Origin of the sequence: Bdellovibrio sp. KM01 (assembly GCF_013752535.1) — a bacterium.
Classification (GTDB): domain Bacteria; phylum Bdellovibrionota; class Bdellovibrionia; order Bdellovibrionales; family Bdellovibrionaceae; genus Bdellovibrio.
Map to the genome: position 1 here is coordinate 2534220 of NZ_CP058348.1, position 13866 is coordinate 2548085.

7 protein-coding genes are annotated in these 13866 nt (G+C 45.9%); 3 read left to right on the forward strand and 4 right to left on the reverse strand.

What is annotated here, in order from left to right; all coding sequences use genetic code 11:
- The first annotated feature begins 176 nt into the window (after positions 1 to 176).
- The gene (locus tag HW988_RS12320; protein WP_181604547.1) at positions 177 to 1301 is read left to right on the forward strand and encodes a DUF3943 domain-containing protein; all 1125 of its coding nucleotides are present in this window, start codon (positions 177 to 179) and stop codon (positions 1299 to 1301) included.
- A 52-nt stretch (positions 1302 to 1353) separates the two neighbouring features.
- On the opposite strand, the gene HW988_RS12325 is transcribed toward HW988_RS12320, so the two are convergent.
- The 3 genes from HW988_RS12325 to HW988_RS12335 all read right to left on the reverse strand — a co-directional run bounded on the left by HW988_RS12325 (position 1354) and on the right by HW988_RS12335 (position 9557).
- Entirely contained in the window at positions 1354 to 3870 is a 2517-nt protein-coding gene (locus tag HW988_RS12325) for a hypothetical protein (RefSeq protein WP_181604548.1), read from the reverse strand.
- Entirely contained in the window at positions 3871 to 6375 is a 2505-nt protein-coding gene (locus HW988_RS12330; RefSeq protein ID WP_181604549.1) for a fibronectin type III domain-containing protein, read from the reverse strand.
- A gap of 140 nt (positions 6376 to 6515) precedes the next feature.
- A complete protein-coding gene (locus HW988_RS12335) occupies positions 6516 to 9557 on the reverse strand; it encodes a putative Ig domain-containing protein (protein ID WP_181604550.1) in 3042 nt (1013 codons plus the stop codon).
- A 120-nt stretch (positions 9558 to 9677) separates the two neighbouring features.
- Here HW988_RS12335 and HW988_RS12340 point away from each other — a divergent pair, with 120 nt between their 5' ends.
- Together HW988_RS12340 and HW988_RS12345 are read left to right on the forward strand one after the other, a co-directional pair.
- Positions 9678 to 10763, forward strand: coding sequence for a hypothetical protein (locus HW988_RS12340; RefSeq protein ID WP_181604551.1), 1086 nt, complete (start codon positions 9678 to 9680; stop codon positions 10761 to 10763).
- On the forward strand, positions 10763 to 12133 hold the full coding sequence (locus HW988_RS12345) for a vWA domain-containing protein (RefSeq protein WP_181604552.1): 1371 nt from the start codon (positions 10763 to 10765) through the stop codon (positions 12131 to 12133). The genes HW988_RS12340 and HW988_RS12345 overlap by 1 nt, the downstream gene beginning before the upstream one ends.
- Here the strand turns inward: HW988_RS12345 and HW988_RS12350 are convergent.
- The gene (locus HW988_RS12350; RefSeq protein ID WP_181604553.1) at positions 12130 to 13851 is read right to left on the reverse strand and encodes a PP2C family protein-serine/threonine phosphatase; all 1722 of its coding nucleotides are present in this window, start codon (positions 13849 to 13851) and stop codon (positions 12130 to 12132) included. The genes HW988_RS12345 and HW988_RS12350 overlap by 4 nt on opposite strands.
- Between the last annotated feature and the right edge of the window lie 15 nt (positions 13852 to 13866).

The following is a 13866-nucleotide window of genomic DNA, read 5'->3' on the forward strand; positions in this document are numbered from 1 at the left end:
GTGCAGGTTTTACGCCGCCCCCTTCCTTATATATAGTCGTCGTTGGATGTTCATGGGCTTTGCACCAGCCAACGATTGTCACTGGAATCTGAACTCTATGACTCCTTAAGAATGCTAAGGTCACGATCTTGCAATGTTGCTGTCTTCGGAATCAAATTTTCAAAGGAGTCTACGAAATGAAGGCTGTTCTTCGATATATTACATTTGGGGTGGCGGCACTTCAGGTTAGCGCGGCGATGGCTGGCAATTTTGCGTCTTTGCCTAAAACTCAGACATCTACAGCAGCCTCTTCCTCTATCGATTGGAACAAAAGCTCCCTCGATTATGTGACCCAAGGAAACGCTCAGAAAAACTCTGTTGAAGACCTGATGAACCGTCGCAAACACTACAACCAAGAAGACATCGAGCGTGTGACTCGCGCGAAAATGCAGGACGATCAAAAGCGCATGATGCTTAAAGGTCAGGTTATCAGTATCGACACCCGTGACCAGGAAGCATGTCTGGCGATTCAAAAAGAGCTGCAAGCCAATAAAACTTTAAAAGCGATGAACGATGTCAGCGGCCTTTGCATTCAGGACAATCAAAAGCCTATCGCAACAGTCACGGTTCTAAGCCAGTCCAACGAAGTTCAATGGCAACGTGAACTGAACATTAGCAAGTACACTTCAACAGACAAGAACATCATCACTTCCACTCGTAACGTGGCTTTGGCAGCATTGGGTGTTGCCGGTGTTTTGTACTTGATGCCTGAGAGTGTCTCAAAATGGGACAAGTCTAAAATGAAGAACCTTCCTAAGAATTGGGAAGAGAACGTTAAAGCGGGCCCCCACATGGATAAAGACGACTGGATGATCAATTACATCGGGCACCCTTACTCTGGTGCTGCCTACTACCAAGTGGCACGTAATGAGGGTTTAAGCATGATGCAATCCTTCGGTTATTCGGTTCTGATGTCGACGTTCTTCTGGGAGTTTGGTGTGGAGGCTTTTGCTGAACAACCATCGATTCAAGACTTGTTCGCAACACCGATCGTGGGCTCTATCCTGGGTGAGATCTTTTATCGTGCAGAGCTAAAAATCAAAGCCAACAACGGCGAGCTTTTGGGTTCCAAACGCTTGGGTGCTTTTGCGATGATCGTGATGAATCCTATGGGTGTGGTGGCTGATAAGATCAATGACCTTATTGGAACAGATGTGGTTCAAGATGCACGAGCTCACCTGACGGTACGCAAAGCTCCAACAACCAACGCCGAAATCGAGCGTGGCAATGTTTGGGGTATCGAGATGCAGTTTAGATTTTAATATAGATTGAAAATTGAAACAAAAAAGCCCGGATGCAACCGGGCTTTTTTTATTATTCTGCAGGCAGAACGCAACGAAGTTCGCCCTGAACTGTGTCATTGCTGACGGCAAAGTCATAACGAGCATTCCAGCGACCACTCGACAAGAACATTTTAGTTCCTGAACCAGATCCTGATACCGGTCCTGTTTGACCGAAGTTATACGGTTGAATTATCAACGCCTTCGCCAAATATTCAGATGAAGGATTCGCAGTCACAATTGGTAACCCCAGTGCTGGAATCAAGGCCGTTAAGTTTGTTGAATTATAAGAGATACCGCCAGATGTGTACTTGGTCACGTCGATCACATAACCTGTTTGACCACCTGTAATATCAGAAAGGAAATCTCTGTTACCGTTGTCATAAGGCGACATCAAACCCGTCGTAAGCTGCGTTGAGGTACTATATGAAATGATATCGCTGGTAAATCTTCGCGTATTGAAGTCCTGAACACCATATCGGGAAACGCAATCGATGGTTGCAAGAGCTCCCGGCATGTACGTCCTAAAGCCATAACTTGTACCACCAGAACCATCTGTAAAACGAATCATTTCCTTATACGTACCCGACAAGTTTAACATGTCAGCAAAAGTTGTGGGTAAGGTATCAACTGCTGATGCGGCATCACAACCCGCATAGGTTCCGTGATTCTGATTTCCCTGGAAGTAATTGGCATAGAAAGTTGCATAGCTAGAGTGCGCATACGGCTCCCCCGAAAGCAGTGCTGGCGCGGCAATAACCACGTTTTCTCTCTGACGAACCAATCGCTTCGTTCCGTAATAGGCATCCGTGTTCGCGGAGCACATATAAGCTGCAGAAATTTGATTCAATTTATATGAAATCTTCCCGCGCTTACCTGGCAAGGAGCGATCCAGATTTCCGTTCGTGTCATAATAGCCTGGATCGTTGGTCAACATTTTGTTTGCCAATGTCACCCCACTAACCGAGGTGTAAACATCAGAGGCTCTCATCCAATTGATATTTCCGCTGCCGTCCGCTGACTCAGCGATAAAACATTCATTGTTACCATTTGAACTTGTGCCCAAATAGTAATAGACGTCACCGACTTTACCAATATCCGGTTGAGGGGCCTTTGTTGTTAGGTTAGCCCCATAGCCAATACAGTCACCGTCAGTATGGTTCGGACCACACTTACCACCTTGAGAAGCCATCGTCCAATTACAAGCAGTCTCCCAACGATCAACGAAAAGGTTGTAACCAAAGTCATAGTAACCCGTTGGCAAATTCAAAGGAGACTTGTTATGACCCGAACTGTAAGGCTGACCGCCAATACCAGAATACACGCAGCGGTTGTTGTTCACGGGATCAGATGTTTTATTCATTTGAATACACATCTCATAGTTCGCAGCATCGCGCTGAACCAGGACCATGTTCTTGGGCGGAATTGGAACCAGCACGGAATAGCTTTCCAATTGATCCAAGTTCGATGGTAATGGTTCAACCCACGTTTCGTTCGTTGCAGTATCCGTGTGTGACAAAGCCATAGAATATCTATAGCGAGCCGGAGACGCGGCCACGTTCGTATCACGACAATAAACAACACCATTTGTTGGCGTCACCATGCTGCAAACAACACAGCTTGATTGGGAGGTGTCGGTACAAGCCGCAGTGACAGAACTATCTAATGTTTTACCGTCAACCGTTCTTACCACGACATATTTTGCAGCGGTTCCTTGTGAACTGAATGCATTAAAGGTCAGCTCAACAGTGCGAGCCGAAGGCGACTGGTTGCTGCCCGATGGATGCACCGGAGCCGCAGGAGCTTCACCAAATGCGCGAACCGACATGACGTTTCTCCATTGAGAAGAATCTGATCCATCATTGTCATAGCCGACGGTCATGGTAGGAACTTTGAAGGTCACATCATTGCCATCTTCTTTACCCAGTGAAGATATATATCCCTGAGCACTAATAATATAATTATACCCAGTACGAAGCCCTGTCACTTCGACGCTTGTATCGGACCCGCTAATAGTGGCGACAAGAGTTTTATTCCCACCCACTCCCAATTGCGCATAGATACGAATTTCATCGATAACCGTCGCCAGATTTGCGAAAGACACTACTAAAGAAGTACGGGAAGAAGCTTGTACTGAACTAATTCCCGACCAAGACACCGCCTTGACAGTTTTAGTATTGCTATCTTCGATTCCGTTTTGGTCGACAGCATTAACCTGATAAGCATATATTGAACCCCAAGTCACGGTACCATCCATGAAGGAATTCAGTGACGGAGCTAGAGTGGTAAGCAAAGTCTTTTTAGAACCGGACACACGATACACACGGTATGCTTTTACTAAACTCACATCAGTAACGCCAGGCCAAGAAATCAAGATCCCCGTCACTTTGTTGACGGCCGTGCTTACACCCGTGAACTGAGCACTCGTAATCGCACTCGTCGTAGAGGTTGAGGAAGCCACTCTGTTTGATGAACTCAAACTGTCAAAACAACCCGCCAACATCAACATCGACGAAATGACCAACAGAGAAGAAAGCTTAGATGTTTTCATCTATTCAGCCTCCACTGCACAGAACAAGTTACTGTAGTAACTGCGAGTCGTTGAGCCAGCCCAGAATGTCGAATAACGGGAATTCAATCCCGAATGCGTTGAATAAGTGGTAGCGATCATATGAACGTTATACTGGATAGAATCCCCGGTACCGTTTACAGGATAAGTCCCCATCTGACCCGTCAACTGATACTCAGACATTTTTCTCATGTTTTGGGTTGAGCTGAGTGTCCAAGCGCAAACCGGAAGTCCCATTGCCGGAATGAAGTACCCCGTCGCAGCAGTACCTCCGCAAGGAATACCCCATGTTGCATAACCGAAGTAAGCATACCAGCCAGCACTGTTCGTCGTATAGAAATAAGGACCTAGTGTCCCATTAAAATGGAAGGAGCCGTGATCTGAGTTTCCGGCATCCAACGTCGATGTGGTTGCCTGAATCGTAATCGGAGTCGAACTGCCACTTGTTCTAACAAATGTATCCGAGAATACGGTTCCTACACCCAATGGATCCTGAATGCCGAATCTTGACACGCACTCTTTAGTCGCCGTGCTACCAATAAATGGCTTTAAGTTCGCGTAATTGTCCCAAGCGTTCAATGAGTTTCCGCCGACATTCATTGAAATATAGGAATTCGTTCCAGCCAACCACTCTGTGATAGTCGTCGCACGAGTCACCGGAGTATAGGAGTCTGGATCACAAAGGTTATTTTTAGGCGCAGCCCCCGCCATCAAAGAACTCATATAACCCGCTTCACCTGGAATATATGGCAACGGTGATGCCACCAAATACTCACGACGGCGCATCAAACGTTTCGTGCCATACGCGGTAGATTGAACATTGCACATTTTGCTTCCAGCGGACTGAGTAAATACAGAAACCGGCGGTCTGTGTTTAGCATTCGTAGGGCCTGGGTCATTCGTGATTGCAGAAGAGATTTCTGCATCAGTTAAAGACGTCGTACTGCTTAAGCCAACCCAAGCACCACCGGATTTTACGTAACAAGAATCCTGAAGCCACCATCCTTTGTGATGACCATAGAAGATGTTCCCGTTGCTTCCGACAGAATTACTCGGAGGTGTTACTGAGTTGTCTACTGAATTCAAAACGTCTACGCACCCATTCGGCCCACACGTCGCTGATGTCTTAGTCCAATTACACGCAACACGGTAACGGTCAATCATGACATTATAGCCAAAGTCATAGTAACCACTGTCATACGTCTTAGCGGGTTTTGACGGACCCGTCGTTGCTGGAACTGCCCCCAGTCCATAGTACACGCAACGCTGATTGCGGCGTGGGTCACTGGATGCGTTGATGTTCATGCACATTTCATAATTGGCAGCATCACGTTGCACCAACACCATGTAATCTGGAGGCACGTGAGCTTTCACTGTATAAAGAGCCATGTTTGAACAATCAGTCGAGTTTTGGCACGGCAATTCCTCAGCATATGTCGCTCCTGAGGAATCGGTTTTGATAACAGAAATCGCATAGTAATAAGTTTGAGGAGGTGCTGCTAAGTTCGTATCTTCGCAGTACGGAGAACCTGTCACTTCACAAACCTTACAAGAGGAAGTCGTCGTAGAAGTGCAGGCCGTCGTCGCCGTCATATCAATGGACGTCGTTGTTGAGCGCACAATTTTATACTTAGTAGCGCCTGTTGCGTTACTGAATGGCAACCACGTCATGCTAAACTGGCGGCCCGTAGGACCGCTTGTTGCGTTCGGTGCAAGACCAAATCCACGGAAATTCAAAACCCCGCGATAGTAATAAGTCGTATCACTTGTTTTACCGCTACCGAAACTATCTGAATACGTTTGACCCAGCACGAAGGATTCATTGCCATCTTCTGCTGCCAAGTAACTCATGTAAGCTCTTGCCGAAAATTTATAGTTCACACCCGAGCGCAAACCGGTGATGTCGATGTTTTCGATATTGCCGTTAGCAGTCGCCACCAAGGTCGCTGTGCCATTGCCATTTTTTGGTTGGGCATAAATATGAATGGAATCAAACGCACCCGTGCTACCGTTCAAGGAAACAGTCGCCGTCGTCTTACCCGTGATCGTCACTCCTGCGATACCATAGAAGGTCACAGTGGAAACTTGCTTGGTATTCCCGTCTTCAGCGCCCGAGGTTGCATCGATAGCTTGAACTTTGTAAGTGTAAACCTGTCCTTCGGATAAACTGTCTGAATCTGTATAGGAAGTCTGGTCTGCATCGACTGCGCCCACCAGTGTCCACTCGTTGGCTCCCGTAGAAGAATTCGCACGAAGAGAATAAATATTATAACCCAGAGTCGAACGATCTGCGCGAGCCCAGGAAACCTTCACTGCCGATGGATAACCACCTAAGTTTTTTGCGGAAGTTGCACCCGCAAACCATGCACTTGTTGATGCTGCAGTCCCCGTGCTCTCGCGTTCCTTAAGACAACCGGAAATAAAAACCGAAACCGTTACCAAGAACGAAATCGCAACAATCCTAAACATATTGTATTGAGATTTCATAGCACTCCAAGCTGGCAAAAATCATCCGTGTTAAAAAGAATTCACAAGGACTTATCGGCATTTCTTGAGTACTTTTTGAGCTTTAAAACGATTTTAAACAAAAATGAGGTCAATGTTTCTCTGGAAGAGACAAGCAAAAGTTATAAGCAACTCGAAGCAGCTGCTGCATTTTGGAACTTCATGATGATCTCACGTTGATATGTTCCACCACGACCATCTTGAACTTTCAAATAGTAGGTTCGCGAGACTGTTCCGGTGCCTGCGTTAAGACATGAGGGAAGCTTGATAGTCCAGACGTTCGACGTGGTATTAATACTTCCTGGAGCTGATGTCGTCGTGAATCCCAACGAATAGGAATCATTTGTACCGTCGGCATCTACATAAGAAAGTGTATTCGTATAGGATTTCTGCCACGAATTTCCTGACTTAGAATTCTGTGCCAAATTGATACAAATAGTGAAGGCCGTCGTTAATGAGTTCGCAGTACTTCCCGTACATCCGTTGCTTCCCGAAGTCAGGCCAATGCTCGTTGGAGCCCGATTCGTGTTATCCACCTGGACCGTCACTGCAACCTGACTATATATAGTCGGATCGTCTGTTTTGGTCACCGTGAAATTCAAAATGTAGGTTTTGCTGGTCCCAGGTAAAGGATTGTCTCCGTCCGTAAAATTCGTAACAATATTATAGATGAAGTCCTGATCACCCGAACCTTCCACCGTGGAAGGCGCCTTAATCATGGCTGCGCGGCAAGAACCTCCACCGATCGTCACATAACAAGTTGGACCAGAAACGATATAAGAATAAATATTTTGCGCGTCCTGAGTTTTCGCGACAGCATGAAGCGTGATTGGCGTCGTCACTCCTTCAGATGTCGTCACCATAGTTGTATCCATACCACCTTGTTGCACAGTCACAACCATAGGAGCCGGACTTGGGGCGATCACCATTTTGAATTTATGAGACGCTGAAACTCCGCCCACATCCGTTGCCGTTAACTGAACATAATAGGTTCCTGCGGTACCGAAATCAGGATTCCAAGCCCCCGTCAAAGCTCCCGAGGACAACTTGAATTTGATATTCATACTAAGACAAGTATCCGTATATGGTGATCCCAAGCCCGTTGTATTCACCATACAGGTCCAAGTGATGTCCTCTCTGGAGTCTTGTATATCCAAGTCAGGATCACTGAACATTTCCGCCACAGGAATCGACATCGTTTGATTTTCCGTACCGTCAATTTCATCGACGTTCGGAGATGTGATCTCTGTAATAGGGCGATTTGTATTAACGGTATCAAAATAGAAAACCTGTGATTTTGTCGCCATCAAGTTTTGATCTGTCGCCACAACTTGGAAGGAACAAGTATTTTCCGAGTCAAAGGCTGGATATCCGTCCAAACGCACTTCCCCGGTTGAACTATTAAATGAAATTGTCGTTGTACCGCTCCAGTCACATGAACCGTCACTTGACTGCAATGCAAAGCTCATCGCGGTTGGATTAGGATTCGGATCGCGCGCCACGCCTAAAGAAACCGAGAATGTAGTTCCTTCGATAAAACTGCCACCTTGGGCATTCACATCCCAAACTGGCGGGTCATCTGTATTGGTTAAGTTAAATACGACCGTTTGGGTCGCCAAAATCATGGTTCCATCCAGATTTGAATCTGCTGATGTATTGTATTTCAATCTAAATGTAACCGAGAACGAACCATCACTACCAATCATCTGCAGATAGCTCGGGATAAAGCTCCATACGAAATTAGGCGCAATAGGATTCGTAAAATCAGATGTATAGTTTGTTAAATTTCCAGCACCACTTGGCGTTCCATTTTTGATTGTCGTGACTCCAACCACCGACAGAATCAATGGGTCCCCTTCTGGATTTGTGACAGGGATGTTGATGTCGGAAGAAATCCCCTCTGTAAATGCGCCCGTAATTGTCGAAGCAAATACAGGAATCTGCACAGAGTTCACCGTGATCGTTCCTTTGGCTACGTGAGTGGCCGACGTCATCGTCGTCACCAGAACTTCAAAGTTATACGTATTACCAGCAAGAGCATTCGTCGGTGACCAACGTAAAACCCCTGAAGAATTGATAGTCATACCTGAAGGGCCCGACACCAGAGAATACGTAACTCCCAAATTCGGAGTCGCAACTGGATTATCCAGGTCACGGCAATATGCCGTCAGACTAAAGGAGTTAATGCGATTAGCTTTCATCGTCAACTGAATCGGTTCATTACAAACTGGGTCACGATTTGCGCGCGCGACTTCATAATGAATTTTGATTCTGGAACTTAGATCTGCACTGTCTGCAAACGTCGGATTGAAATCGACAGACTCTTGGTCTTCATTCGTGAACGTATAAATCAATGGCGAGCCAGTCACCGTTTCAGTGGAACTGTCATTTCTTGTCAACAACCAGGAAGTCGGCTGTATGCGCGCCGTCGAATTCAAGGGGTTGACAGCCACAACGTCCGCGGAAATTGTTTCTAACTGTTTCGAAGATTTTGCACCGTAACCACTCGTCGTTAAAACCGGGCTGCTCCATACATAGTAAAGAACAGCAGGAGCCCAGTTATAAGAAATGCTGAGGGAAGGATTTTCGGTCGCCAGAGTGTTGGCGATTCTAGCAATGATGTCGTTACGGCTGAGCAAGAATGTAAGAACTTGAGAGTTCGTTTGACTGCGGCAGTTTTGACAAACCAACTCCACGCTACTTGCGATGGAATTGAAGGTATTCTGAGAAACTTTGATGTTAGGAATATTAAATCCCCACTTTAACAACCAAAACACCGCCGTAGTTACATTGGTCACAGTCACCTGTGACGATAGCAAGGGTGCTTCAAAGATAAAATCGCCAGATGGATGGGACTCACGATACACTTTCACGGTCAGATCCAATGGTTGAGGAACCGCTGGATCTGTGCGCACGCCGTAATCACCTTTCGTCAATGTCGAGGGAATCACCAGGCTTCCATTTTCAGCACCTAACTCGGTGACGAAAGTCCCCAAACCATAGGCATCCGTTGGAGCATTATAAAATACGCGCGTGTTGGCAGTTCCCGAAACATAGTACTCAGAACTCGACAATGAGTTCTGTGTTCCCGAACTACTCAGTTCACTTTTTGAGCATCCCTGAATGAGACACATCGATAGAATTGTTAGCAAATACGCGCGCATATTATCTTTTCGGTTCCCATTTACCGGTTCTTTAAGAAAAAACTGAATTCTGTTGACCTCATGAAGTAAGTTTTCACTACTGGTCTACCCAATTGGATTAGACGAATCTATAGTTTCATCATGATATGGGCTTTAACTTTCTTTTTGACGTTTTTCATCTGCTGGGATTCATTCGCCCAGCAAACGACCGCTCCTACGTCGAATGAAAAACCAAAATTAACAGATGAAGAAACCGAGCAAAGGCTGGGTAAAGACTGGAAAGGGATCCTTTACATTTGTAATCCCTATTGTGAGTTCATATCAGTTCGCGAAGAGAAATCTTGGAATCCTCCGTTGGGAAAAAGGGATTCCGACTGGGCTCACACCAAAACAGTCGCGCAATCAGACCCTCTTTATCCCCTATTGATTTCTAAAAATCCCGTCTTGCCGTTTATCAATCGCAAGCTTCAGGCTTCAAACAAAGATGAAATCAAATCTGAAACTAAGCCTCCCAAGTATGCCACCTACAATTTCAACTGGGGCTATGCAGTATCAGGTGGATTGCTTTTTTCACAAAGCTCCTGGACTGGCAATACCCAGCTGCAAAACGACCTGTCATCCGAAGGTGTGCAGTACATGCCTTTCGTCCAACTCCAATTCATGAAAGGTCAGCCAACCAAACTCTATTCCTTGTGGATTCAACACGAGATTTTTGGAAACTATGCCTCCTCTCCTGGCTATAAATCAAAGGACGTCAATTTGTCGGTCACCAATACGTCCTTAGGTTTTGGTTACCGTGCATGGCTAACTTATCCAAACTTCAAAATCGGTCCCAGTATGAGTTACGACACCGAGGCCTGGACAACGTCGATCAATTCTTTGCAGCACTTTTCATTCGACAGGCAATCTTATTTGATCGGTGTCGCAGCCAAGTGGGATCACTGGATGCTCAATCTGGACACAGCTTTCATGTCCAAAATCTCCGAGCAACAGCAGTTCCGACAAGACCCTTTTACTTTGAATTGGTATCGTCTGAAAGTTCAGAAGTGCACTCAAGATATCAGTTTGTATGACATTACATTCGGAGTCTGCGGGGGTGGAATGGTGCTTCTTGACCAACAGGAAGCCGCTCTTGCAAACAACATTCTACTATCAGAGACCAGCACAATGAACCGCACAGACTTTGGAGCTTACTTCTCGATTCGTATTGGTGAGGATCTATACTAATGGTTACTCAAGCGGCTCTTTCATTCATTTTAATGCTCGACTACTCCGGCTCAATGGAGCAGCCGCTGAATAAGACTCCCAAGATTCAGATCGTTCAAAAGCAAGTACATGCCCTTCTTTCAACGGCTCCCACGCAAGGCAGCTCTGAAGCCATTGTGTTTGGAACCAAGCCAGAAAAAGAATGTAAAGACGTGCGTTTGATGAACGGAAAAAATCCGACCTTACAAAAACAAGTCATGGAAATGAAGCCAGGTGCTTTCGGTAAGACGCCGCTGACTCAAGGATTCAGAACGTTAGTCAGTCGCTTGCAAAAATATCCTGGGACTAAAGCCGTAGTTATCACCGACGGTTCTGATACTTGTGGCGAGAACCCTTGTGAGTTTTTAAAAGAAGCAGATAAGAAAGTAAAAACAGACAAGCCCTATGAGATCTTCATGGTGGGCCTGGACCTTAAAGAAGACAAAAGCCAAATGCAGTGCTTTAAGGACCTGAAGCTGAACAACTTCACCATCCACTTCTCCGATATCGACTCCAAGGAAGACCTTTTAAATCAACTAAAAGTGGCCCAATCCTTAAATAAGGACATTGATACTGAAATCAAAGACTCGATGCGCACAGGCGGCACTCAGATCAAAATATTCAAATTAAGAGGCCAAGGCAAAAATGCTCCGAAATCGAGCACAAATCCACAAGATGTGAAGCCGCCAACGCCTCCGGCGTCTTTGGAAATCACGGGGGCACCGGAAGAGGCACATTTCTCGATTCAAAATGACAAATTCAATCAGTCCTGGGAAGGTCCCTTTGCAGTCACCGTCCCTTCTGGTGAATACAAAATTCGCTTTGAAGATGCCGCCAATGGGACAGAAATTACGTTCAAACTACTCCCAGGAACTTTGACAAAAATTCCCTGGGCGCAACTGATGAAAACGACCGTCGGTGAAGTTGATATGAATGAAATGGCACTGACACTTCAGTGGACGCCAGAAAACTCCACCAAGGAAATACATGGCGATATCAAACCGATCGAAACCATTGCCCGTCTGGACAATAAGGCGACCGCTTTACCTAATATTCCTTTCGGAAAATGGAATGTGGAAGTGATCTCCCCTCCTTGGCTGGCGAAACGTATGCAGGCAAAATCCATCGTGATTACAAATGGGATCAGAAACAAAATAAACATTTCAGAACTTTTTAAAGACGAAATCAAATGGGTGGATGCACCCCAAACCGCAGGCCCGCAAGTCATGGTGATTCAAAACAAAGACTCTCAGGAAGAGCGTCACTTTCTTCCTGCGGGTCAGTTTAAACATATTCCGATTCTTAAAGATACAGAAGCAAATTGGCTGACTCCTGAAACACCTAAAAACTAGTGCGAAGGGCCGTCAGTATTGTGTTTGACGATGAAGTAAGATAAGTCATCGATTAAACCTGACTGCCCACGCCACTCATTGGTATCTTTCTTAGCCATGTTCAAGATCGCATCAGCCGCAAAAGAGTCGTTCGTCACTTTGGTCAGAACTTTCAAAATCCGTCTTTCCTCAAATGCCTTATTATCGCTATTAACGATATCTTTAAGACCGTCGGAATAGAACAAGAAGACGCTGCCAGCTTCAAACGACAATGCCGTTTCCGTGAATTCCGCATCTAAGCTTTCACCCAGGCGAGGCCCATTGACCGCCTCAAAGACATTTATATCGGTACGTTTCATACCATCTCGAGGAGTAAAATAATACGTCGGCTCATGGCTGGCATTGCAATAAGTCATGGTGTTATCACGCTTATCGAACGACGCGATCAAGCAAGTCATGTTCAAAGCACCGCGAGATGTTTCAAACACCGCACGATTCATGGCTTGCATTAACTGAGCGGGCCCCTGCAAGTTGGATTTAAAACTTGCCACCACCGCACACGCAGCCGAAGTAATAAGAGCGGATTGCAAGCCATGCCCCGTCACATCGCAAATACAAACAATAAAATGATCTTCCGTTTCAACATAGGTCCACCAGTCCCCACCACATTGACTTGCCGGTTCGTAAAAGCCTGCAAATTGGTAGCGACTGTTTGAATAGATATCCAACGGAAAGAATTTACGTTGCAGATCTGAAGCCAGGACCATCTCGGCATCGATACGCGCTTTTTCTTCGTGCACTGACATCAGCTGCTTGATATGAGTCACCATATCATTGAAAAGTCCCGCAAGCTGCCCGACTTCATCTTTTGAGCCCACTTCAAGATGCACATCCATTTGTCCTGCCCCGAAGTTCTGCATAGCATTTCTCAAGCGCACCACACTGCGGATCAAGGCGCCAGAAGCAAATAACGCTGCCATAATCGTGATCAACATCAAGGCTGCGGCGAAAATAACACCACGATATACAAAGAAATAGGCCGCACGCTCTGGCGCCGATCTCGCCGTCATCGAGATAATCAATAAAGATTCATTGGGAATGCGGTAGAAATTCAAAAGGTACGTTTCACCATCGCGCTTGTCTTTGATCTCGACCCGGCCTTTTTCAAAGCTGTTATCAAAGATCTCTTTAACACCATTACCGACAATAGATGTGAGTTCGCGCCCAATAGGGAATCCCGGAGGTCCTGCGATCACGTAGCCATCATACCCCACTAGGATGTTTTCGCTGATTCCACGCTCGGCAAAGTAGGTTTCAAGGCGACTGCGATCGAAGGCAAAGAGCTCATAGCTGTTTTTAAGTTTATGGCAATAAGTATAGACCATGCGGCCTTCAATTTCGATCCAAGTGATACTGCGAAGGCCTGAACACATCGCTGCAGCATAGGTTTTAATGATGCTGACGGCCTCGTCTTTTTGTACTCGACCAGCCACATCTAAGACATTATTCATTGACGTGTCCACGTGCGCGACGAACAACGCCTCTTGAGGATCGTTCTTCATACGCATTAGATTTAAATCAATCTGACTGGCAATGTATCGCGCCTGAAGCTGATTCCACTCATATACGAAAGCTTTTTTATCATCGACGAAGGTGACTACTGATAGACTTAAGAATACCAACAAACAGATTGTTGGTAAAAGGACCATCCCCAATAAAAGTTTAATTCTAAAGCTCATCGAAATTATTTTCTC

Excerpts from the sequence above, each read along its gene's own strand:
- HW988_RS12320 (WP_181604547.1), top strand. The coding sequence starts at position 177 with ATGAAGGCTGTTCTTCGATATATTACATTTGGGGTGGCGGCACTTCAG.
- HW988_RS12325 (WP_181604548.1), bottom strand. The coding sequence starts at position 3,870 with ATGAAAACATCTAAGCTTTCTTCTCTGTTGGTCATTTCGTCGATGTTG.
- HW988_RS12330 (WP_181604549.1), bottom strand. The coding sequence starts at position 6,375 with ATGAAATCTCAATACAATATGTTTAGGATTGTTGCGATTTCGTTCTTG.
- HW988_RS12335 (WP_181604550.1), bottom strand. The coding sequence starts at position 9,557 with ATGCGCGCGTATTTGCTAACAATTCTATCGATGTGTCTCATTCAGGGA.
- HW988_RS12340 (WP_181604551.1), top strand. The coding sequence starts at position 9,678 with ATGATATGGGCTTTAACTTTCTTTTTGACGTTTTTCATCTGCTGGGAT.
- HW988_RS12345 (WP_181604552.1), top strand. The coding sequence starts at position 10,763 with ATGGTTACTCAAGCGGCTCTTTCATTCATTTTAATGCTCGACTACTCC.
- HW988_RS12350 (WP_181604553.1), bottom strand. The coding sequence starts at position 13,851 with ATGAGCTTTAGAATTAAACTTTTATTGGGGATGGTCCTTTTACCAACA.